Consider the following 22,225-nt stretch of genomic DNA (forward strand, 5'->3'; position numbering starts at 1 on the left):
CGATCACTTGATAGCTTGGGGATTGATCGGCGAGCCGGCACCGCCGGGCAGATGCAGAGGCGGAGCCACGAAGAAGAATTCATAGACTTTGTCCTGCGCACAATCCTCGGCCAGTTCCTTCACGTAGAAGATCTCGCCCATCGAGATTCCCATCGCCGGAATGACGACCCAATGCCAGGGCTGATTGGCGTCTTTGGTCTCGTTCGGCCGCACCTCGCAGCCCCATGTGTCGGTACAGATTGCAGCGACGTCCTTGTTCCGCAGCCAGAAGCACGTTTCGAAACCCAGGCCCGGAGCGTCTCCGCCGGCGTACCCCTCCCAGCTCCCGGACGCGAGACAGCGCTCTTGGTGTCCGGTGCGCACGATCACGAAGTCACCCTTGCGGATCTCCACATTCTGGCTCGTCGCGCAGGCATCGAGGTCGGCGCTGGTGATCGCGTAGCCATCCGCCAGCGAGGACAGGCCCTTGAAGCGGGCGATGTCGAGAAGGACGCCGCGCCCGACCATCTTGTCGCGCACATGCTCGATACCGAGCTTTCTTGCACCCTTCGCATCGACGAGCCCAGCATCGTAGCCATTGTACATCTTGTCGTCGAGAAAGATGTGGCAGAGCGCGTCCCATTGGGTGGACGCTTGGCACGGCATGTTTATGGCGTCGTCCGCGTACCGCAGATAAGGCCCGGGAGCATCCTGGTTGCCGGCGACGGCATCGGTTCCGGTGGCCAGCATGGTGTGGATCGGATTCCAGCGTCCTCCGAACAGCCCGGATTGTATCGGCTCCTTGAGCGAGAGGGCGAGGGAGAACGTTCGGCCCTTGCGGATCAACCGGCCAGCCGCGATCACATCGGACGGCTCGATGTTGTTCAGCGTGCCGATCTGGTCGTCTTCGCCCCAGCGCCCCCAGTTGGAAACCTCATTTGCCGCGTCGTAGATCGCCTGACGATCGAAGCTCATCGCGCCCTCCATGTTTATCGATCGATAATTAATATCGAAGCAAACTGGCCGTCAAGGTCACAATGTGTAATATGCGGCGAGGTAGGGATCTGCAGGCATCCGCGCGGCTCGTTCGCGCCGAAGGCTGACCTGGATCGGAACGACGGGCGTCCATGAAGAAAGCCGCAAGCAAGACTGACAGCCGCCGCCGCCTGCCGCCCGCCGAGCGTCGAGAGAAGATCTTGTCCGAAGCCATTTCGGTCTTTGCCGAGAACGGCTTTGAAAGCAGCACGCGTGAGCTCGCGCAGCAGCTCGGCATCACCCAACCGCTGCTCTATCGTTACTTTCCCAACAAGGAGAGCCTGATTCGCGAAGTCTACAGGGCCGTTTACCTTGATCGCTGGAACGTCGAATGGGATCAGCTCCTCTGCGACCGGAGCCGGCCTCTGGACGAACGTCTGCGGGTTTTCTACGGAAGCTATACCGACGCTATTTTCGCCCGCGAATGGATGCGCATTTATCTGTTCTCCGGCTTGAAAGGCGCCGATATCAATCGCTGGTATATCGGATTGCTGGAAGAACGAATTCTTCAGCGCATCATGAAGGAGTATCGTCATCTTGTCGGGCTGGATGACGAAATCCCCCCGTCGGCGGAGGAGCTGGAACTGGCGTGGGCCTTCCACAGCGGGATCTTCTATGCCGGCGTGCGCGAACATATCTATGAGTTACCGCCGGTCCAGGATCGCCAGCGCATGATCGCCAATACGGTGCGCCTGTTCCATCTCGGTATTCAGGACTTCTATGCGGAACAGGCGTTGGCGGCCGTCACCCCGGCCGCTCTCAAGAAGTCGCCGAAGCATTCGGCTCTATCCAAGCGGAAGGTCCCCACTCGCTGACCCAGCCTAAGGCCTCTTGGCGACTGGCTCATCCCGTGAGCTCGGACGTGACGACGGAATTTGACGCCTGTCCGGCGGATGATCCGTGATCGAGGCCGCGAGCCAAACTCGTGCGCATCATAAGCCGTCCGGTCGTTACGCGCCCACGCCACCTGTTTCGCCGGAGCGAACACGGCGTCCTTGACAACAAGAAATAAATAATCGATTGATAAATAATGGCGGAGACGGGTGGCGCCCCTAGCGCGGCAGGTATCCATATGATGTAGCCCGCGGGGCTACGCCACCGCCTGCATCACCCCAGAGCGACAAAGCGGAGGCGACATGATCGTGCATCTCAAGAAGGGCAAACCAGAAGCCGAGCGCTCCGAGGACGACCAACAGGTGCGGTCGGTCGTTGAGGCCACACTCAAGGATATCGAGGCACGCGGCGACCGCGCGGTCCGGGAACTGTCGCAACGGTTCGATGCGTTTTCGCCCCCCTCTTTCCGGCTGTCGGAGAGCGACATAGAGGGCCTCATGAACAAGGTGGCGGACCGCGACATTGAAGACATCCGGTTTGCACAGACCCAGGTCCGCAAGTTCGCTGAAGCGCAGCGCAACTCGATGAGCGACATCGAGATTGAAACCCTGCCCGGCGTCATATTAGGCCACAGGAACATTCCAGTTCAGTCTGTTGGCTGTTACGTACCGGGCGGCAAATTTCCGATGGTCGCCTCCGCCCACATGTCGGTCGCAACCGCCTCCGTAGCCGGCGTTCCACGGATTATCGCGGCGACACCGCCTTTCAAGGGCGAACCGAATCCCGCGGTCATTGCGGCAATCAAGCTGGGCGGAGCTCACGAGATCTACGTGCTGGGCGGGATCCAGGCCATCGGCGCAATGGCCATCGGTACGGAGACAATCAATCCGGTCGATATGCTGGTCGGCCCCGGCAATGCATTCGTGGCCGAAGCGAAGCGCCAACTCTACGGGCGCGTCGGCATCGATCTGTTCGCGGGCCCGACCGAGACGATGGTGATCGCCGATGACAGCGTCGATGCCGAGATGTGCGCCACGGACCTTCTGGGCCAAGCGGAGCACGGATACAACTCGCCCGCGGTGCTGGTAACGAACTCGCGAGCCCTGGCAACCCAGACCATGGCCGAGATCGAACGTCTCCTGGCGATCTTGCCGACGCGGGAGACCGCGGCAAAGAGCTGGGAGGATTATGGTGAGGTGATCCTGTGCGACAGCTACGACGAGATGCTTGACGTTGCCAATGATATGGCCTCCGAGCATGTTCAGGTTATGACAGACCGGGACGACTGGTTTCTGAAGAACATGCGTTCGTACGGCGCGTTGTTTCTCGGCCCCCGCACGAACGTTGCGAATGGAGACAAGGTAATCGGCACCAACCATACGCTACCCACTAAAAAGGCTGGTCGCTACACTGGAGGACTGTGGGTCGGCAAGTTTCTAAAGACCCACAGCTACCAGAAAATCACAACCGATAGAGCCGCAGTGGAGATAGGCGGCTACTGTTCGCGACTGTGTCTACTCGAGGGTTTCGTTGGCCACGCTGAACAGGCCAACGTACGTGTACGCCGCTACGGCGGACTGAATGTTCCATATGGGGAGGCCGCCGACTAGGACTCGGGCGCGTTCTGCTGCCGTATCGGCACAGCGGCAGTAACCGCGGCCTTCGTCGGACCGCCCCTCGAGCCGACGACAGTGTGGACGCTGCTCCATCTGGCCGGCGTGCGGGCGGGACTCAACGGCTACAGATTGCTGAAAGGACGCCCGCTATGGTCTTCGATGCGGTGACGTTCGGCCTCCTGCTCGCCTCGGCGGTGCGGCTGTCTGAGCATTCCTGGAGCCGCGAGAGCCTCGTTGACAGGAAAAACGACGTAGGCCATCACTACGTTAGTGCGCGTCTGGAGCGCCACCTGTCCGCGGCAAGAGAGCTTGCTCTCATCCAGTCACTAGATACTCGAGAACCTTCTTCCAGCCTTTCGTAAGCGGACACTGGGCGATTGGAAGGAAGGTTTGTCGTGAGCCGTACCCTCACGTCTCGCACGTCTGTCGAAAGCCTGCGTAAGGAAGCCAAGCGCTGGCTAAGGGCACTTCATGCCCCCAGCCCGGCAGCCGCGAACCGCTTTCGCGCCGCCTGGCCCGACGGACCAGCCGAGCCGCTCCTGCGCCATGTCCAGCATGCCCTGGCACGGGAGTATGGCTGTGAAAGCTGGGTCGCACTCAGGCAGGAGATCGAACAACTGGCACGAGCCGGCGGGAGCAACGCCGATCGCGTCAAGCAGCTGCTTCGCCACGGCTGGGACGGCGATCCGGCACTCGCCCGCCATGTCCTCGACCGCTACCCCGCCATCGCCCGCGACAGCATATTTACCGCCGCGGCCTCCGGCAACCTTGCCGAGGTCAGACGCCGGCTTGCTGGCGACCCGGCTGAAGCGACACGTACGGATGGGGTCCACATGTGGACCGCTCTCACGCATGTCACATACGGGCGCCTCGATGCACACAATGCAGTTGCCATAGCGCGGCTGCTGCTTGATGCGGGCGCCGATCCGAATTTCGGCTTCGATGACGGGTGGGGCAGCCCCTTTACCGTGCTCACCGGCGCCATCGGGCGCGGTGAGCAGCATAAGCCGAGTCATCCTCAGGTGCAGGTTCTCGTCGATCTCCTCGTCGCGGCGGGAGCTGACCCGTTCGATCGGCAGTCGCTCTACAATATCTCCGTCGATGGCAAGGACATCGATTGGTATGAGCGGCTCTGGCAGCTTTGCCTCGCGAAGGGTCTCACGTCCAAATGGAGTGACCCGGACGCATGGATCAACGGCGGCACGATAAAGGTCAACACGCTCGACTATCTTCTTGGCAACGCCGTCGGGCAAAACCATCTCGAGCGCGCCGCGTGGCTCCTCAGGCACGGTGCCAGCGCGAATGCGCCCCAGGCTTATAATGGCTGGCCGATGCACAAGCTTGCGCAGATATCGGGCTTTCTCGACATGGTCTCGCTTCTGGAGCGTCACGGTGCGGAGCCGGCCAAGTTGACGGGAGCACAGGCTTTCCAGGCGGCGTGCCTGCGCCAGGATGAGGCGGCTGCCCGCGCGCTGCTCGCCACTGATCCCGGGCTCGTGAAGGACGCGACACCGCTACTGGCGGCCGCTGAGTTCGGCAATGCCGGTGCAGTCGCATTGCTGCTTACTCTCGGCGCGTCGGCCCGCGCGCTGGACGCAGACGGCATCAGTCCGCTGCATCGGGCGGTGCAATCTGGCTCGCTGGAGGCGGTCGAGCTACTCCTGGGCGCAGGCGGCGATGTCGATCTGACCGAGCGGCGCTGGGGCGGAACCCCACTGAGCTGGGCAGCCGTCATGGGACAATCAGACATCTTCGAGCGGCTTGCCGCGCTCAGCCGCGATGTGCGCACCCTCGGCTACAGGGCAAAGCTTGACCGGCTGGAAGCGGTTCTGCGCGCGGAGCCTGAACGGGCCAACCAGATTTCAGCCGATGGAGACGGGCCGACCCCGCTATTTATCCTGCCGGGCGATCCCGACCTGGCAGCGGCGGTCGCGCGCATTCTGCTCGCTTATGGCGCTGATCCAGCAGTGAAGAACGCGAAAGGGCAAACTCCGGCTGAGGTTGCGCGAGACATCGATTTCGACGAGGCTGCTGAGTTGATGGAACGCGCCACAGACGCGTATCGCCGTGCTAAGACGTAAGAATACTCTGTTCATCAGGGCTGCATGGCATCGGAGGATGATTGTCAAACGGCTCGCAACGTTGCGCCCCAATCAGCGTCCAATATCGGCTCTGACGCAATTTCAGCAGTGAAACTATGACAGCGCGACGATGCGTGCCTTGAGCAGATCGAGTTTGCGCGGTCATACATCTTACGTTTGACCAGCTTGAGCTCGATGAGGTGGCCATCGATCTGTGGTAGAATTAAAGAAAGTGATGGCCGGGTCGAACGCGGCCGTCGACTCACGATGTCGACGCTTCGGCGAGGTACCAATACGGGATGTCGAACGTCACTGCCGTCCGCTCCTCTACGGCGGCGATATCGACATCGGGCGCGAGTTCCAGCAGAGACAGCCCGCCGCCGCGCAGGACCTTGAACACGCACAGATCGGTGATGATCAGGTCGACGACACCCCGGCCGGTGAGTGGCAGGGTGCATTCGGGCAGGATCTTCGGCTCGCCTCTGGCGGTGTGCTCCATCAGGACGATGACGCGCTTCACGCCCGCCACCAGATCCATCGCCCCGCCCATACCCTTCACCATCTTGCCGGGGACCATCCAGTTGGCAATGTCGCCCGCCTCGGACACCTGCAGGGCGCCGAGGATCGACAGGTCGATATGCCCGCCGCGGATCATGGCGAAGCTGTCGGCGGAGGAGAAGTAGCTCGTCGTCGGCAGCTCGGTGATGGTCTGCTTGCCGGCGTTGATGAGATCCGGGTCCTCCTCGCCCTCGAACGGGAAGGGGCCCATGCCGAGCATGCCGTTCTCGCTCTGGAGCTGTACGGAGATGCCGGGCGGGATGTGGTTCGCCACCAGTGTCGGCAGGCCGATGCCGAGGTTCACGTAGAACCCGTTCTCCAGCTCGCGGGCGGCGCGGGCGGCCATCTGATCTCGTGTCCAGGGCATCAGGCCGACTCCTTCTGGCGCGTGCGGACGGTGCGCTGCTCAATGCGCTTGGGCGTATCCGGCACCGGGACGAGCCGGTCGACGTGGATGCCCGGCGTGTGGATGTGATCGGGGTCTGTGGCGCCGGGCTCGACGAGGACCTCGACTTCCGCGACGGTGACCCGCGCGGCCGTCGCCATCATCGGATTGAAGTTCCGGGCGGTCTTGCGATAGGCGAGGTTGCCCTCGGTATCGCCTCTGTGGGCGTGGACGATGGCGAGATCGGCGGTGAGCGCGCGCTCCATCACGTAGTCGGCCCCGTCGAAGTGCCGGACCTCCTTGCCCTCCGCGACGATGGTGCCGACGCCGGTGCGGGTGAAGAAGGCGGGGATGCCGGCGCCGCCGGCCCTTATGCGCTCCGCGAGGGTGCCCTGCGGGTTGAACTCCAGTTCCAGTTCGCCGGACAGGTACTGTTCCTCGAACAGCTTGTTCTCGCCGACATAGGACGAGATCATCTTCGCGATCTGCCGGGTCTCCAGCAGGATGCCGAGGCCGGCGCCGTCAATGCCGGCGTTGTTGGAGATGACCGTCAGCTCGCGGACACCGGAATCGCGGATGGTGTCGATGAGGGCCTGTGGGATGCCGCAGAGCCCGAAGCCTCCCGACATGATGGTCATGCCGTCGAAGAGGAGGCCGTCGAGCGCGGCGACGGAATCGGGGCGAAGCTTGCCTTGCGCCATCGCGTCTCTCTTTCAGGATGGGAATGGAGGATCGGGCGGCCGGAAGGCCGCCGGAGCGGGGGACGCTCCGGCGGCAGAGGCACGCCGGCCGGCGTGGGCCCGGTCGGGCTCAGGCGGCGTCGGCGCGCTCGGGGATCGGCAGGCCGAGCCAGTCCTTGTAGAAGGTGTCGATGTCGGGTTCGAAGTCGCGGATCACCGGGTACCAGGGCGTCGGCGCCTCGACGTCATGCAGCGTGCCGCATTCCGCGCAGTAGTATTCACGCAGCACCTGCCAGGAGGAGGTCGGCGCCATCAGGCGCGGATAGAGCTCCTCGAGCTCCTCGGCGGTGTCGCGGACATGGATGTGCGCGTGCAGCTTCCAATTGTCCCGCCAGTCGCAGAAATCGTGGCCGCACTGGCAGCGGACCGTCCATTTCTTGCTGACCTTCTGCTGCACGATGTACAGCTTGGGGCCGAGCGGCAGCACGATGCGATCGCTCCACGGCACCCGCTCCTGAAGGATCTCGATATAGGTCGCGAAGCGCTCCGGGTCCTTCGGGGTCGAGAGCATCTGGTGCAGCGTGTCGTGATCGACGGTGCCGTCGATCAGGTCCGCGATCTTGGCGCGCGTATAGGCCATGGTGTTTCCTCGCTATGTTTGTTGATGAGGTGAGCGGGCCGGCGTGACCACCGGCCCGCCTGGCGTCATTCCTCGACGAACTGCACCGTCTTCACGTCCGGCAGCTCGGACACGTCCATGGAATAGCGCGAGCCGTAATGCGGCACGCCGATCTCCTCCTCGGTCAGGATCCAGCTCTCCGGCAGGTCCCAGAAGGAGCGGAAATCGGCCTCGAAGCGCGGCCCGAGCTTGAAGGAGGCGGCGAACATCTGCCGGACCTGGGTGCCGGCATCCTTGGCGAGGATCTTCTCGCGTTCGCCGCGCATCCAGTCGCGCGTCGGCACCGAGGTGGCGATGCGCTGCTTGCGGATCGCCACGCGGCGTTCCTCGGTCGCGGGTGCGTCGAGCACATAGGCGCTGTCCGCTTCCTTCTTCGCCACCACGCCATAGACGGAGAGAGCGAAGCGCTCGATCAGGTAGCCGCCGTTGAGGTCGTCCACCACGCTCTGGGGCACGCGGTCGAGCGGGTCGCCGAAGCCCGGCCCGCCGCGCATGTAGTTGAGGTAGAGATCGTAGTCGGCAAACATTTCCTCGGTGGTGATGGCCTGCTTGTCGCGCTTGATGACGGCGCCCTTGATCAGGTCGTCCCAAACGGGATTCTGCGGATCGGTGTCGCCGCCGAGCGGGATCGGCTTGCCGGTGGCGATCAGCTCCTTGAGGCCGGTGTCGTGCGCGGCGAAGCGGTAGCCGGAGGCCGCCGGATAGCCGCCCATCAGGCCCCAGTCGGACGAGATGTGGCCGTTGCCCATGAAGAACATGGTCCAGTCCTTGGCGTTCCAAACCAGACGCAGGCTCTCGAAGCCGCAGCCGCCGCGATACTTGCCGGCGCCGCCGGAGGACGCCTTGATCTGGCGGCCGAGATAGACGAGCGGCTCGGCCAGCTCCCAGATCTCCATGTCGCCCATGTCGCCTTCCGGGTTCCAGATGGCGGCGGCGTGGGACAGGCCGTCCTGCACGGCGGTGGCGCCGGTGCCGTTCGCCGCGCATTCGAACGAGTTCACGGCGTGGATCTCGTCGTACTGGTTGAAGCCGCCGCCCTGCAGCCAGTTGGAGGTGTTGGCGTTGCCCGCGTTCACCTCCTCCAGATAGCCGCGCCCGAAATAGGAGCGCGACAGGCCGCGCCACAGCGCCGTCCACGCCGAGACGAGGAAGTGCCAGCTGTAGGAGAAGGCGACGCGGCGGTCGTCCGGGTTCATCCACGTGCCCTTGGGCAGGCGGAACTCGGTGCCGTAGGCCGCGCCGTCATTGATCATTTCCGACGGGATCAACGTCTGGGTCATCATCACCCAGATGCCGGAGGTGAAGCTCACCTGATGGGCATTGTAGGTGTGCCAGCCCCAGCGGCTGGAGCCTTCGAAGTCGAGACGCCAGGTGCCGTCGCCGCGGATGGTGATCTCCGAGGGGGCGTGCATGATGGTGTCGAGCTTGGCGAAGTCCGAGGGCACGCGCACGTCCGGATGGGCGTAGGGAACGTCGACGAAGCCGACCTGCCGGTACTTGCCGGGGATCGTCATCGCCTTGATGCGGTTCTGCAGGCCGAGCCGGCCGTGCTCGACCGCCTCGTAGGCGAACTTCCAGTAGGCATCGATGCCTTCCTCGGAGATCACCTCCTCCACCAGCTTGCGGATCATATGGCAGCCGGCGATGCGGGTGCGCTCGTCCAGCATCCAGTAGCGGGTGGTGCGCACCATGCGCTGGCTCTCGTGCAGCCAGTCGCGGAACAGCGTGTCGTTCTCGCCGACCTTGCGGCAGGTGATGGAGTAGCCGTCGCCGAAGCGCTGAACCTGGCCCGTCGCCATCGAGCCGGGACCGACGGCGCCGGTGTCGATGACGTGGGTGACGCCGCCGACCCAGCCGATCAGCTCACCCTCCCAAAAGATCGGGACGATGGTGTGGATGTCGCAGGGATGGACGTTCCCGATCAGCGAGTCGTTGTTGCAGAAGATGTCCTTGTCGCGCACGCCCGGGTTATGTTCCCAGCCGTTCTCGATCATGTACTTGATCGCTGCGCCCATGGTGCCGACGTGGATGATGATGCCGGTCGAGGTGAGGATGCTGTCGCCGGCGGCATTGTAGAGGGTGAAGCAGAGCTCGCCCTCCTGCTCGACGATCGGCGAGGCGGCGATCTTCTTGGCGGTCTCGCGAGCGTCGACCACGCCGGCACGCAGCCGCGAGAACAGCTTGTTGTAGAGGATGGGCTGGCTGTCGCGCAGCGCCATCGTCTCCAGCCCGGCGTAGCGGCCGGTCTGCTTGGTCGCGTCCATGATGCGGTCGCGGTGCTGCTTGAGCGTTTCGCCGCCGCGGACGATGCCGCCGGTCGACGCGTCGAGATCCTTGTCGCGAACACGGATGTTCATCTTCGGTTTCCTCCTGGTTTTCGGCTTGTCGTGGCGGTCAGACTTCCTTGAGGTGGAACAGCCGGTGGCCGTCCAGGAAGGTCTCGAAGCCGTCGGGGACGACGAAGGTGGTGGCGTCGGATTCGATGATGGCGGGCCCGACCACGCGGTTGCCGGGACGTAGCGCTTCCATCCGGTAGAGCTGCGCATCGACCCAGCGCTTCTTGCGGTAGAACTTGCGGGTGCCGATCTTCGCCTCTTCCGGGGGCGTCTCGCCTTCCAGTGGTTCCTTCGGGATCTTCGGCTTCGGGATCGGGACCGCGCCGCGCATGATGGCGCCGGTGACCGAATACCCAAGCTCCGGCGAGCGGGCGGAGGCGGCGTAGACGCGGCCATAGGTGGTGTTGAAGGCGTCGACGAGCTGTTCCCAGTCCTCCGCGGTCGAGGCGCTGGACAGCGGCGACTCGATCTCGAGGTCGTTGAGCTGCCCGCGATACTGCATGCGGTAGCCGGGCTGCAGCGTCACCTGCTCGGGCGCGTAGCCGTTGAGCTTGAACTCCTCCAGCACGTTGTGGGTGAGTTCCTCCCACGCCGCCTGAAGCGTCTGCGCCGCCGCCTCGCGCTGATCCGCCGGGGCGTCGGGCGCGAGGTTGATGTCGAGCGACTTGTCGTAGCGGTACTCGAAATCCGCCGCCGCGCAGCCGAAGGCGGAGAAGCCTGCCGCCCAGGCGGGCACGATGACGTCCTCGAAGCCGAGACCTTCAGTGTAGCCGTAGGTATGAACCGGGCCGGCGCCGCCATAGGAGAAGCACACGAAGCTCGCCGGCGAGTAGCCCTTGCCGGAGATCATCGAGCGCAGATAGTCGCGTAGGTCGCTGTCGAGCAGCTCGATGACGCCGGCCGCCGCATCGTCGACCGACAGGCCGAGCGGATCGGCGAGCTGCTTCTTGATGGCATCGACGGAGCGCTGGCGGTCGAGCTTCACGGCGCCGCCGAGGAAGTTGTCGGGGTTCAGATAGCCGAGGACCATGTGGCAGTCGGAGATGGTGACGGTCTCGATGCCGCTTTCCTTCCAGCACACGCCGACGCGGTAGCCGGCCGAGTCCGGGCCGAGCTTGATCGCCTTGGTGTAGGGATCGAGCCGGATGAAGGAACCGGCGCCGGCCCCCACCGAATCCATCGCCACCAGCGGCAGCGACAGGACGAGGCGCGCCATGTCCGGGTCGTTCTTGATGGTGAGCTCGCCCTGGGTGATGAGGGCGACGTCGAAGGAGGTGCCGCCGATGTCCGAGCAGGCGATGTTGTTGTAGCCCAGCACCTCGCCGAGATATTTCGCGCCGATAACCCCGCCGATGGGGCCGGACACGATGGTGCGGGCCAGCTCCTTGGCCTTCCACGAGATGGTGCCGCCATGCGTCGCCATCACCCGGAAGTCGAACTTGGTGCCGTGCTCCTTGAAGGCGTCGGAGATCTTCTTCAGCGTCTGGCGCGACGGCTCGGCCGCATAGCCTTCGAGGATGGTGGTGTTGGTGCGGTGGGTCTCCTTGCGCACCGGGTAGTAGTCGGCCGAGGCGAAGACCGGGATCGCCTTGCCGCTCTTCTTCACCTCCTCCGTCACGATGTCGCGTACGCGCCGCTCGTGATCGGGGTTCTTGTAGGAGTGCAGCAGGCTGATGACGATGCCCTCGACATCGGCGGCGATCAGCTCGCGAGCCGCCTCCCTGGCCGTCTCCTCGCGCAGCGGGATCACCACCGTGCCCGACATGTCGACGCGCTCGACGACGCCGCGCGTCAGATTGCGCGGCACCAGCGGCGGGTCGTAGCGGTGCGTGTTGAGGTGGATGCGGTCCTCATAGGCGTAGCCGAGATAGGCCTGGATCGCCCGGCCCATGCGGTGGAAGTCCTCCATGCCGCGGTTGACGATCAGGCCGCAGCGCAGGCCCTTGCGCTGCACGACACGGTTGAGCATCGCCGTGCCGGAATAGACGCCGGTCTGGAGCTGCTTCAGCGCCGCGTCGAGTGAGAGGCCCCAATTGCCGAGGCCGTCCTCGCTGGAGGCGATCAGGCCGAGGGCTTCGTTCTGCGGCGTGCTCTGCGCCTTGCCGACGACGAAGTCGCCGTCGGAGTCGACGAAAAACGTGTCCGTCATGGTGCCGCCGGCGTCGATGCCGAGCACCTGCACGTTTCGGTTGGTCGGAGAATGGATGTTCACAAGCGTCCCTCCTGGTGTTCAACCGGCTTCTGCCGAGCCGGGCCAAAGGAGGAACGCAGAAGGCGTGCCAGTATCGGCTCGCTGTCGTCTTTCGAATATTTTTAGACACTTATCGCGTTTGCGAAGATCGTCTTCGCGTCGCATCCTGTCCGACTATCGGACGACAGGCGGATGATCGGCGGACGAGGCGATGCTAGCGGACGGTGCCGCCGCTGCGATACCCGTTGAGGCGCAGGTAAAGCGTGGAGCGGGCGATGCCGAGGCGGCGGGCCGCCTCCGTCAGATTGCCGCCGCATGCTTCCACCTGCGCGAGGATCGCCGCGCGTTCGCTCGCCTTGAGGTTGGCGACGGGGGCCGCGGCCTCGGGGAAATCCATAGCGACCGCGCCGGGTCGGGGCACGGGCGGCGCCTGTCCGTCGAGCTCGGGCGGCAGGTCGTCGAGGCCGATGACGTCGCCATCGGCGAGCGCGATCATCGCATCGACCACGTTGCGCAGCTCGCGCACATTGCCGGGCCAGCAATAATGGCGCAGGCGCTCCAGAACCTCCGGCGCGAAGACGGGGACCGGCCGGCCCTGACGCGCGGCGGCGGCCTGTGCGAAGCCGCCGGCCAGCGTGACGACGTCCTCCCCGCGCTCCCGCAGGGAGGGGATGCGGATGCGGGCGGCGGCGATGCGATAGTAGAGGTCGCGGCGGAAGCGGCCTGCCTCGACCTCGGCGGAGAGGTCGCGGTTGGTCATGGAGAGGATGCGGATGTTGACCCGGCGCCCCACATGGTCGCCGACCCGGTAGACCACGCCGTCCTCCAGCACGCGCAGCAGATAGGATTGCAGGTCGAGCGGCATCTCGCCGATCTCGTCGAGACAGAGCACGCCGCCGTCCGCCTGCTCGATGCGGCCGGGGCGGCCCTTCTCATCGGCGCCGGTGAAGGCACCCTTGGTGTAGCCGAACAGCTCGCTAGCGATGAGGTCGCGCGGCATGCCTCCACAGTTCAGCGGCACGAAAGGACCGCTGGCGGCCGGGCTGGCGCTTCTGATGGCACGGGCGAACAGCTCCTTGCCGACGCCGGTCTCGCCCTCGATGAGGATCGGCAGGCTGTTGGCCGCCAGCTTGCGGGCGCGCTCGCGGGCCTCGCGCATCGGTGCGCTGGAGCCGAGGATGCGGTCGAAGCCGATCTCCGGCTCGACCGCCTCGCGCGGGCTCTCCACCGACGCGGCGGACCGCGCGCGAGAGCGGTGCATCACGATCAGGCAGCCGATGGCCTCGCCGTCCGAGCGGACGATCTCCACGCTGGCATTGGGAAAGCGGTGGCGGCAGTTCTCTTCCCACGCCTCGTGTTCGGCGGCGCCGATGAGGTGGCGGACCTCCTCGGCCAGCCGCTCGGGCGCCGCATCGGACTGGCGGCGGGCGGAATCCGCCGCGTGCACGAGAAAGCCCCGCCGGTCGACGACGAGAATCTCCTCGCTCAGCCAGATCGAGCGTTTCGAGACGAAGCTGCGCAGCAACAGCTCATGCTCGACCTTCGCCGTGCGATACAGCCCGGCTTCGATCTCCTGGCCGATGGCGACTGCGAGCGCGAGGCTCTGCGGATTGAAGTGGTCGACGGGACCGGAAATATCGACGATGCCGAGCAACTGATGGTCGAGCGGATGGCGAACCGGGGTGGCGGCGCAGGTCCAGCGCTGCACGTCCTCGCAGAAATGCTCGGCGCCGCGGATCTCCGTCGGCCGTCCGTCGATCAGCGCGGTGCCGATGGCGTTGGTGCCAATCACGCCTTCGGCCCAGCGACCGCCGGTTTCCAGATGGTTACGGCGGCCATGGTCGACGACGCGCGGATCGCCCGCGGTCTCGATGATGAACCCGCTGGCGTCGCTCAGGATCATCATGGAGGAGGCGTCGGCGAGAAAAAGGCCGGAACGTTCGAGCGCCGGGCGCGCCACGTTCAGCAGCGTCGCGTTGGCGGAACGGCGGCGGAAGAGTTCCGGCTCCGCGGCGAGTGGCGCCTCAGTGAGGCCGACACCGATGCCGCCGGCGCGTGACCTCTCCCATGAGGCGGCGAGCGCGCGGGATATACCCGGCGAGCCAACGCCGTCTTTCAGGAAGCGTTCCCATGCCGTACGGATCGCATTCTGCTCCATGCCGTCGTCCTCCCCTTTGCAGGGACGTCGCCGCGCGGATGGCGGTCCTCCGTTGGCAAGCGGAGAACGACGGCAGCATGTCGCGATCCCCGCCCAAGTCAGGTGGCGATGGGAGCCGGCCATGCGACGTCCTGTCGCGAACGCACCGCCCTAGGTCTAAACTAGCAATGTGCTTCTTCGGCACATATTGGTTTAATAAGAGTAAGGTATCTTTCGCCTTCTGTGCAACGAACCTAGACAGAATTGCAAGAGTTCGGCGCGAAGCGTTACCGGCTCCGACATATCGAGCAAGCGGCCATCCGGTCAGGACGTCGCTAGCGTTGAACGGTAAGCTCGCGACCCGCAGGCATCGGCGTGCACGATGCCCCGCCGGAAGGTCGCCATTTCAGCCCGGCGTTGAAAAGGACGGCCTGGCACTCAGTTGCAAGGCGAATGCTCGAACGGTTCTATCGCTCCGGATGAAGCTCAAACGTCCACCTGCCGGATGTGGTAGGTGCAGCGGCGGCCACCTTGGACGATATGCTCTCGGCGCTCCACATGCGCCGTCGGCCCGAGCACCGATGTGAACACCTGAAGCTCGGCGCGGCAGAACCCCTGACAGGACATCGCCGCGGCGCATATCGGGCAATGGTTCTCGATCAGAATGAGCGAGCCGTCCGTCATTTCCAGCCATTCGGCCATATAACCTTCCGCGGATCGCAACGCGGCGAGCGTCGCTACCCGCTCGTGCAGGCTTCCAAGGCCGGACATGGCGGCTTCGTAGGTCGCCCGCGTGTCGTCCTCTCTCCGGGTGATGATGCTGTCGAGGGCTGCTTCACCCAGGCTGCCGCGAATGATGCCGAGAAGCTGAACGGTCAGGGCCGCGTGGGTGTCCGGAAAGCGGGCCTGCGCCGCGGTCGTCAGGTCCCAGTATTGCGTCGGCCTGCCGACACCGGAAGGAGCGGCACTCGTCGTCACCAGCCCTTCTTCCGCAAGCCGGACAAGCTGCTGGCGCACGGCTTCGCCGGTCGTGCCCAACCGCTTGCCCAATGCGGACGCCGTCTGCGCTCCTTGCATCTTGAGCGCCATCAAAATGCGCTCTCCGGGGCTGCGGGGGGAGTGCGCGCCATTTTCCAAGAGTGTGCTTGACATATCCTTCCGCTATTTTCAAAGATAGTTCTTGGAAATTATCTGGACCGCCTATGGAAGGCAAGCCCGAAGCCCTCAAGGAGACGTATCATGGCGTTCGAACTGCCGGCTCTCCCCTATGCATACTCGGCCCTTGGCGATCGCGGCATGAGCCAGGAAACGCTGGAACTTCATCATGACAAGCACCATCAGGCCTATGTGACGGCGCTGAACGGTTTCGTGGAAAAGAGCGCCGAGCTTCAGGGCAAGTCGCTCGAAGAAATCATCCTCTTTGCCAATGGCAAGGCCGACCTCGCTCCCCTGTTCAACAATGCCGGCCAGCACTGGAACCACATCCACTTCTGGAATGCGCTGTCGCCGGCTGGAGGCAAGATTCCCGGCAAGCTCGAAGCGAAGATCGTCGAGGATCTCGGCTCGGTCGACGTCTTCAAGGAAGCTTTCAAGGCGGCGGCTGTCGGTCAGTTCGGTTCCGGCTGGGCCTGGCTGATCCTTGGCACCGACGGCAAGCTAAAGGTCACGAAAACGCCGAACGGCTCCAATCCCATCGCGACCGGGGAAGGCAAGCCGTTGCTCGGCCTCGATGTGTGGGAGCACAGCTACTACGTCGACTTCCGCAACCGGCGGCCCGACTACGTAACCAACTTCCTCGACAAGCTCGCCAATTATGAGTTCGCGGAAGCCAATCTCGCCTGAGCGAGATCTCGTGGATGCGTCGAGCCGTGTCCCACCGATTCAGCACTCGGAGATGGCTGTCAAACCTGTCGATGGACGTTCTCGCCCTCAACTGCCAGAACGTTGCACCTTCTGATCAGCATTGAGAGCATCCTGCCGAGCACAGGAAAGCATTGAAGGAGAGAGGCTTTGAGAAAATTGCCGTGGCGACATATTTACGCGTGGACTTTGGCGGCCTTTTTTACGGTTGGCGGCTTCCTGAATATTTTTGCCTCTTCCACTATCCTTGAAGACTATCAGCGCTGGGGGTATCCGGACTGGTTTCACTATCTCACCGGCATGTTGGAATTGACGTCGGCGGCCTTGATCGTCCTGCCTTTCACGCGCCTCGTCGGTAGTGCCCTTGCAACTGCGATCATGGGAGCCGCCGCCGCGACGGTAGCACTTCACGCGGAGTACACGCATGCAGTCGCTCCGCTGGTCGTCATGGTGCTTGCCTGCCTGAATGGATGGCTCACCTGGCGTGTGCGCAGTGGAAGCGAAGTGCCAGTATCGCGTTGAGGCGGGAACATCTGGACGAATAATTGTCCGAAGTCTCGCTGATGAAGTGCCGTTCGGAGGCGGATCGGGACTCGGAACAAAGTTCGGACGCAAGCGCGCGTCCGTTACCACCTATGCGGCCCGCCCCCGTCGACGAACAGTCCACAGGCAGAGGCGATAGAGCGATTGGTGCCGTTCTGGGCGCGCCAGCGCGATGCGGGCGTGCGGCCCCGACGTCGAAGCGCCTGCCTCTCAGCAAAAATATCTGACCATCTGGATCGGCTCGCGCGGGATCCTTCTGCATCCGGCCAAGTCCGAAAGCGAACGCATCGCGTCGCCTCGCAGAAGACCGCGTGCGCTTCACGAGCAAGCAAATTACACGATCGATCGCTTGACCTCAACTTTGGTTGAGGTTGTACGAGCTTTTCGGAACACACCTGTCAATGGATTGCGCATCGTCCAACCGGCGGCGGAGCGGCAAGGCCTGTGCACATATCGGAAGAAAAATGACCCCCTCCCTTTCGAGCTTGATCGTGCTTCCCGCGATCGCCCTGATGCTCACCGCCTGCGACGCGCCGCAGGGACAAACGCAGGCCACGCCGCCCCCTCCCCTCGTCAAGACGCTCATCGCCCAGCCCGAGGACGTGCCGCTCTCGCGCGACTATCCGGGCCGGTTGCTGCCGATCCGCCTCGCCGAAGTGCGCGCGCGAGTATCCGGGATCGTTCTCGAACGGAAATTCGCGGAAGGTACCGACGTCCGTAAGGGAGACGTCCTGTTCGAAATCGATCCGGCGAGGTTTCAGGCCGAGGTCGCCAGCGCGAAAGCACAGCTTGCCCGTGCGCAAGCCGCGCTCGTGCTGGCTTCTCAGCAATCCGAACGTGTGGAACGGCTGCTGCAGACCAGCGCGGCGAGCAAAGCGCAGTTTGATGCCGCCGACGCGGGCCGCAAACAGGCGGAAGCCGAAGTCGCGGTGGCGATGGCCAATCTGCAAACTGCCGAACTCGAGCTCGGCTATGCCTCCGTCCGCTCACCCATCGACGGACGCATCGGGCCCGCGCTGGTCACCGAGGGCGCGCTGATGCGCCAGGAGGATGGAACGCCTATGGCCACCATCCGCGACCTCAGCTCGGTCTATGTCGACTTTACCGCACCACTCGCAGAGATTTCCGCGCTCCAGCACGAGAGCGGGGCAGGTCTCCTGGAGCGCCCGGCTCCAGACACCGCCGTAGAGCTGATCGGCAATGACGGAACGGTCTACGGTCAACGCGGCCGCCTGCTGTTCTCCTCCGCGGTGGTGGACGAGGGTACGGGGCAGGTCTCGCTGCGCGCCGAGTTTCCCAATCCCGAGAACCAGCTGCTTCCCGGCACCTATGTCCGCGTCCGGATGCGGCAGGGGGTGGCCCGGCAGGCTCTGCTCGTGCCGCAGCGCGCCGTGCTGTGGGACACCCTGGGCCAGGCGCGGATCGTGACCGTGAAGGACGGCCTTGCCACCGTGCAGCCGATCGTCACCGCCCGTGCGGTCGCCAATCGCTGGATGGTGCGTGAGGGGCTGAAGCCCGGCGACCAGATCATCGTCGACGGTGCGGAGAAGCTCGTTCCCGGCAGTCCGGTGACGGTGGAGTCCGCCGCCAATGGCGATGGCCGGCAGACCAGCCTCGACGGTGGCTGCGACGATGTTTGCGAACAGACCGGCAAGATCTGAGGACGCGTCATGCCCCAATATTTCATCGAGCGTCCGGTCTTCGCCTGGGTCATTGCCCTCGCCGTGGCCCTGGGAGGCATCATCTCCCTGCCCTTCCTGCCGATCTCGCAATATCCCAACGTCGCGCCGACGACGATCGCGATCACCACCAGCTATCCCGGCGCCTCGCCGCAGAACCTCTATGACAGCGTCACCAAGCTGATCGAGCTGGAGATGAACGGGGCGACGGACCTTCTCTATTTCGATTCCGTGAGCGACGCGCTGGGCAACGTCACCATCAACGTCACCTTCGAGGCCGGCACCGATCCGCAGACGGCCACCGTCGACGTCCAGAACCGGATCAGCCGCGTCGAGGCCCGCCTGCCCCCCTCGGTCCGCCAGCAGGGCATCCGGGTCGAGGAAACCAGCAGTGCCTTCCTGCTATTCGTCGGCCTGATCTCGACCGACGGCAAGCTGAACGCCGTCGATCTCGGGGAATTTGCGACGCGTAACGTCATCGACGAGCTGCGTCGCCTTCCCGGCGTCGGCCGGGCGCAGCTCTTCGCGACCGAACGCGCCATGCGTATCTGGATCGACACCAAGAAGCTCGTCGGCCTGAATCTGACGGCGCGGGACGTCACTAACGCGATCGTGGCCCAGAACGCGCAGGTCTCCTCAGGCAGTATCGGCGCCCAGCCCACAGTGTCGGGCCAGGAAATAACCGCCACCGTCTCGGCGACCGGGCAATTGTCCTCGGTCGAGGAGTTCGTCGAGATCGTCCTGCGCGCCAATCCCGACGGGTCTGTGGTCCGGCTGGGCGATGTCGCCAAGGTCGAGTTCGGCGGCCAGAGCTACGCCATGTCCTCGAGCATCAATGGCCGGCCGGCGGCGAACATCGGCATTCAGCTGAATGCCACCGGCAATGCACTGGTGACGGCCGACGCCGTAAAGGCACGGATGGCGGAACTCGCGACGAATTTCCCGCCGGGTATCAGCTTCGAGATTCCCTACGACACCACCCCATTCGTCTCGATCTCGATCGAGAAGGTCATCCACACGCTGGCCGAGGCCGTGGTGCTCGTCTTCGCCATCATGTTCCTGTTCCTGCAGAACCTGCGCTACACGCTGATCCCGACGCTGGTCGTGCCGATCGCGCTGCTCGGCACCTGCGCGGCGCTGCTGATCTTCGGTTTCTCCATCAACGTGCTGACCATGTTCGCCATGGTGCTCGCCATCGGCATTCTCGTCGACGACGCCATCGTGGTGGTGGAGAATGTCGAGCGCATCATGGCGCAGGAGGGCCTGCCGCCGAAGCAGGCCACCATCAAGGCCATGAAGCAGATCACTGGCGCTGTCATCGGCATCACCGTCGTGCTGATCGCCGTCTTCGTGCCCATGGCCTTCTTTCCCGGTGCGATCGGCATCATTTACCGGCAATTCTCGCTGACCATCGTGATGTCGATGGTGTTCTCGGCGCTGATGGCGCTCACCCTGACGCCGGCCTTGTGCGCGACCATCCTGAAGCCGATCCCGGCCGGGCATGCGCACCACAAGAACTGGTTCTTCCGCGGCTTCGACCGGCTGATCGGCCGGACGACGGGTGGCTATGGCTGGATTGTCGGCGGCGCGGTGAAGCGGAATTTTCGGATGATGGCGGTCTATCTCGCGCTGGTCGGGATGCTCGCCTATGCCTATGCCCGGCTGCCGACCGGCTTTCTGCCGCTGGAAGACCAGGGCTACGGCATCGCGACCACGCAGTTGCCGGCCGGCGCGACTGCCGAGCGGACAGCCGAGGTCCTGGCAAAGGTCGACAATTTCTTTCTCAACCGTCCGGGTGTCGACAAGATCGTGTCGATCCTCGGTTACGGCTTTAACGGCTATGGCCAGAACGCCGGCATTTCCTTCGCCACCTACAAGGACTGGTCGGAGCGCGGGCCGGCCGACTCCTCCGATGCGATCGTGGGCTCGGCCCTTGGCGCGCTTGCCGGCCTTCCGGAAGCCTCGGTGTTCACCCTGACGCCGCCGCCCATCGCGGCCCTCGGCAATGTCAGCGGCTTCAGCTTCCGCCTGCAGGACCGCGCCAATCTCGGCAATGCCGCTCTCATCGAAGCCGCGAACACTCTGCTCGGCAAGGCCTATCAGAGCCCCATCCTGCAATATCCCTATATCGAAGGGCTCCCGCCGGCTCCGCAGGTCATGCTCGACATCGACCGGCGCAAGGCCAACGCCTATGGCGTGACCTTCGACGAGATCAACACTGTGCTGTCGACCTCGCTCGGCTCGTCCTATGTCGCCGACTTCCCTAACGCCGGACGCATGCAGCGCGTGATCGTGCAGGCCGAGGCGCCCGAGCGCATGGATGTCGCGAGCCTGATGGAGCTCAATGTCCGCAACGGCAATGGCGAGATGGTACCTCTGTCGGCATTCACCACCGCGCGGTGGGCGCAAGGACCGACCCAGGTGGTCGGCTATAACGGCCTTCAGGCGGTGAAGATCAGCGGCAGTGCCGCACCCGGTCATACCAGCGGCCAGGCGATGGCCGAGATGGAGCGCCTGGCGGGCGAGCTGCCGCCAGGCTTCGGCTTCGAATGGACGGGACAGTCCTACCAGGAGAAGGCCTCCGGCAATGCCGCACCCTTCCTTCTCGGTCTGTCGCTGGTCTTCGTCTTCCTCAGCCTGGCGGCGCTCTATGAGAGCTGGTCGATTCCGATCGCCGTCATGCTGGTGGTGCCGCTCGGCGCGATAGGGGCCGTCCTCGCCGTGATGCTGCGGGGGCTCCCCAACGACATCTACTTTACCGTGGGTCTCATCACCATCATCGGCCTGTCGGCCAAGAACGCGATCCTCATCATCGAATTTGCCCGCGAGCTCAGGGCGGAGGGACGTCCGCTGCTGGAAGCAACGGTTGAGGCCGCCAAACTGCGCTTCCGGCCGATCCTGATGACGTCCTTCGCCTTCATCCTCGGCGTGGTCCCGTTGGCCTTCGCCACCGGCGCCAGCTCCGCCAGCCAGCGGGCGATCGGCACGGGAGTGTTGGGCGGGATGGTGTCTGCGACAGTGCTCGCGGTCCTGCTTGTCCCGACCTTCTTCGTGGTCGTGATGAAGCTGTTCCGGCGCAGGCGCAGCACCGAAGCGGCGGACGGTGCGTCTCTCCCGGTCTAGGCATCCACGTCTTCGGAGACGACGTCGCTCCCACCCTGAAGAAGAACCGCGCCCGCCGCGGTTCTTCCCAATTCGTCCCTTGGATTGCGCAGCGGACATTCCTTGAGGGACAAGCAGCCACAGCCAATGCACCCTGCCATCTCGTCCCGCAGTTGGGTGAGCGCGGTGATGCGGCGGTCCAGGCTCTCCTTCCAATCCGTCGAGAGCCGTTTCCAGTCGGCTGCGTTCGGGGTTCCCTCGGCGGGAAGTGCGCTCAGCGCCTTCCGTATCTCGGCGAGTGAAATGCCGGCTCGTTGCGCGATCCGGATGACGGCGACGCGCCGAAGCAGGCTCCTCGGATAGCGCCTCTGGTTCCCCTGGGTGCGACGCGGGCTGATCAGGCCCTTGGCTTCGTAGAAGTGCAGCGTCGAGACGGGAACGCCTGCCCGATGCGCGAACTCTCCGACCGAAAGCTCGTTCTCCAGCCGCATCGGCGATGCCATGAGATACCCCCTTGATCTTAACTATGG

16 protein-coding genes are annotated in these 22,225 nt (G+C 64.3%); 7 read left to right on the forward strand and 9 right to left on the reverse strand.

What is annotated here, in order from left to right:
• Positions 1–3: 3 nt before the first annotated feature.
• A complete protein-coding gene (locus K9D25_RS22095) occupies positions 4–954 on the reverse strand; it encodes a cyclase family protein (protein WP_244451014.1) in 951 nt (316 codons plus the stop codon).
• Positions 955–1,106: 152 nt separating this feature from the next.
• Here K9D25_RS22095 and K9D25_RS22100 point away from each other — a divergent pair, with 152 nt between their 5' ends.
• From K9D25_RS22100 to K9D25_RS22110, 3 genes are all read left to right on the forward strand, one after another.
• Positions 1,107–1,829: a TetR/AcrR family transcriptional regulator gene (locus K9D25_RS22100; protein WP_244451015.1), complete on the forward strand. Its 723-nt coding sequence runs from the start codon at positions 1,107–1,109 to the stop codon at positions 1,827–1,829.
• A 321-nt stretch (positions 1,830–2,150) separates the two neighbouring features.
• Positions 2,151–3,458, forward strand: a complete 1,308-nt coding sequence (gene hisD / locus K9D25_RS22105; RefSeq protein ID WP_244451016.1) for a histidinol dehydrogenase — start codon at positions 2,151–2,153, stop codon at positions 3,456–3,458.
• A gap of 401 nt (positions 3,459–3,859) precedes the next feature.
• Positions 3,860–5,545 carry an ankyrin repeat domain-containing protein gene (locus tag K9D25_RS22110; RefSeq protein WP_244451017.1) on the forward strand — a complete coding sequence of 562 codons (1,686 nt, stop codon included), beginning with the start codon at positions 3,860–3,862 and terminating at the stop codon, positions 5,543–5,545.
• A 262-nt stretch (positions 5,546–5,807) separates the two neighbouring features.
• Here the strand turns inward: K9D25_RS22110 and K9D25_RS22115 are convergent, their stop codons facing one another.
• The 7 genes from K9D25_RS22115 to K9D25_RS22145 all read right to left on the reverse strand — a co-directional run bounded on the left by K9D25_RS22115 (position 5,808) and on the right by K9D25_RS22145 (position 15,663).
• Positions 5,808–6,470, reverse strand: coding sequence for a CoA transferase subunit B (locus tag K9D25_RS22115; RefSeq protein WP_244451018.1), 663 nt, complete (start codon positions 6,468–6,470; stop codon positions 5,808–5,810).
• On the reverse strand, positions 6,470–7,189 hold the full coding sequence (locus K9D25_RS22120) for a CoA transferase subunit A (RefSeq protein WP_244451019.1): 720 nt from the start codon (positions 7,187–7,189) through the stop codon (positions 6,470–6,472). Before K9D25_RS22120 ends, K9D25_RS22115 begins: the two co-directional genes overlap by 1 nt.
• 109 nt (positions 7,190–7,298) lie before the next feature.
• Positions 7,299–7,808 carry an acetone carboxylase subunit gamma gene (locus K9D25_RS22125; RefSeq protein WP_244451020.1) on the reverse strand — a complete coding sequence of 170 codons (510 nt, stop codon included), beginning with the start codon at positions 7,806–7,808 and terminating at the stop codon, positions 7,299–7,301.
• A 65-nt stretch (positions 7,809–7,873) separates the two neighbouring features.
• Positions 7,874–10,204: a hydantoinase B/oxoprolinase family protein gene (locus K9D25_RS22130; protein ID WP_244451021.1), complete on the reverse strand. Its 2,331-nt coding sequence runs from the start codon at positions 10,202–10,204 to the stop codon at positions 7,874–7,876.
• 37 nt (positions 10,205–10,241) lie between these two features.
• Positions 10,242–12,332 (reverse strand): hydantoinase/oxoprolinase family protein, encoded by a 2,091-nt coding sequence (locus K9D25_RS22135; RefSeq protein WP_244451119.1) that lies wholly within the window; start codon positions 12,330–12,332, stop codon positions 10,242–10,244.
• A gap of 256 nt (positions 12,333–12,588) precedes the next feature.
• Positions 12,589–14,532: a sigma-54-dependent Fis family transcriptional regulator gene (locus K9D25_RS22140; RefSeq protein ID WP_244451022.1), complete on the reverse strand. Its 1,944-nt coding sequence runs from the start codon at positions 14,530–14,532 to the stop codon at positions 12,589–12,591.
• A 465-nt stretch (positions 14,533–14,997) separates the two neighbouring features.
• Positions 14,998–15,663, reverse strand: a complete 666-nt coding sequence (locus K9D25_RS22145) for a helix-turn-helix transcriptional regulator (RefSeq protein WP_244451023.1) — start codon at positions 15,661–15,663, stop codon at positions 14,998–15,000.
• Positions 15,664–15,750: 87 nt separating this feature from the next.
• Between K9D25_RS22145 and K9D25_RS22150 the strand changes: the two genes are divergently transcribed.
• From K9D25_RS22150 to K9D25_RS22165, 4 genes are all read left to right on the forward strand, one after another.
• Positions 15,751–16,353: a superoxide dismutase gene (locus K9D25_RS22150; protein WP_244451024.1), complete on the forward strand. Its 603-nt coding sequence runs from the start codon at positions 15,751–15,753 to the stop codon at positions 16,351–16,353.
• Positions 16,354–16,521: 168 nt separating this feature from the next.
• Positions 16,522–16,893: a DoxX family protein gene (locus tag K9D25_RS22155; RefSeq protein WP_244451025.1), complete on the forward strand. Its 372-nt coding sequence runs from the start codon at positions 16,522–16,524 to the stop codon at positions 16,891–16,893.
• A gap of 485 nt (positions 16,894–17,378) precedes the next feature.
• Positions 17,379–18,575 (forward strand): efflux RND transporter periplasmic adaptor subunit, encoded by a 1,197-nt coding sequence (locus tag K9D25_RS22160; protein ID WP_244451026.1) that lies wholly within the window; start codon positions 17,379–17,381, stop codon positions 18,573–18,575.
• A 9-nt stretch (positions 18,576–18,584) separates the two neighbouring features.
• On the forward strand, positions 18,585–21,716 hold the full coding sequence (locus tag K9D25_RS22165) for an efflux RND transporter permease subunit (protein ID WP_244451027.1): 3,132 nt from the start codon (positions 18,585–18,587) through the stop codon (positions 21,714–21,716).
• On the opposite strand, the gene soxR is transcribed toward K9D25_RS22165, so the two are convergent.
• Positions 21,713–22,198 carry a redox-sensitive transcriptional activator SoxR gene (gene soxR, locus K9D25_RS22170; protein ID WP_244451028.1) on the reverse strand — a complete coding sequence of 162 codons (486 nt, stop codon included), beginning with the start codon at positions 22,196–22,198 and terminating at the stop codon, positions 21,713–21,715. The two genes, K9D25_RS22165 and soxR, sit on opposite strands and share 4 nt — an antisense overlap.
• Positions 22,199–22,225: the final 27 nt, after the last annotated feature.

Source organism: Ancylobacter polymorphus, assembly GCF_022836935.1.
Taxonomy (GTDB): Bacteria; Pseudomonadota; Alphaproteobacteria; order Rhizobiales; family Xanthobacteraceae; genus Ancylobacter; species Ancylobacter polymorphus_A.

Excerpts from the sequence above, each read along its gene's own strand:
- K9D25_RS22095 (WP_244451014.1), bottom strand. The coding sequence starts at position 954 with ATGAGCTTCGATCGTCAGGCGATCTACGACGCGGCAAATGAGGTTTCC.
- K9D25_RS22100 (WP_244451015.1), top strand. The coding sequence starts at position 1,107 with ATGAAGAAAGCCGCAAGCAAGACTGACAGCCGCCGCCGCCTGCCGCCC.
- hisD (WP_244451016.1), top strand. The coding sequence starts at position 2,151 with ATGATCGTGCATCTCAAGAAGGGCAAACCAGAAGCCGAGCGCTCCGAG.
- K9D25_RS22115 (WP_244451018.1), bottom strand. The coding sequence starts at position 6,470 with ATGCCCTGGACACGAGATCAGATGGCCGCCCGCGCCGCCCGCGAGCTG.
- K9D25_RS22120 (WP_244451019.1), bottom strand. The coding sequence starts at position 7,189 with ATGGCGCAAGGCAAGCTTCGCCCCGATTCCGTCGCCGCGCTCGACGGC.
- K9D25_RS22125 (WP_244451020.1), bottom strand. The coding sequence starts at position 7,808 with ATGGCCTATACGCGCGCCAAGATCGCGGACCTGATCGACGGCACCGTC.
- K9D25_RS22130 (WP_244451021.1), bottom strand. The coding sequence starts at position 10,204 with ATGAACATCCGTGTTCGCGACAAGGATCTCGACGCGTCGACCGGCGGC.
- K9D25_RS22135 (WP_244451119.1), bottom strand. The coding sequence starts at position 12,332 with ATGACGGACACGTTTTTCGTCGACTCCGACGGCGACTTCGTCGTCGGC.
- K9D25_RS22140 (WP_244451022.1), bottom strand. The coding sequence starts at position 14,532 with ATGGAGCAGAATGCGATCCGTACGGCATGGGAACGCTTCCTGAAAGAC.
- K9D25_RS22145 (WP_244451023.1), bottom strand. The coding sequence starts at position 15,663 with ATGTCAAGCACACTCTTGGAAAATGGCGCGCACTCCCCCCGCAGCCCC.
- K9D25_RS22150 (WP_244451024.1), top strand. The coding sequence starts at position 15,751 with ATGGCGTTCGAACTGCCGGCTCTCCCCTATGCATACTCGGCCCTTGGC.
- K9D25_RS22160 (WP_244451026.1), top strand. The coding sequence starts at position 17,379 with ATGACCCCCTCCCTTTCGAGCTTGATCGTGCTTCCCGCGATCGCCCTG.
- K9D25_RS22165 (WP_244451027.1), top strand. The coding sequence starts at position 18,585 with ATGCCCCAATATTTCATCGAGCGTCCGGTCTTCGCCTGGGTCATTGCC.
- soxR (WP_244451028.1), bottom strand. The coding sequence starts at position 22,198 with ATGGCATCGCCGATGCGGCTGGAGAACGAGCTTTCGGTCGGAGAGTTC.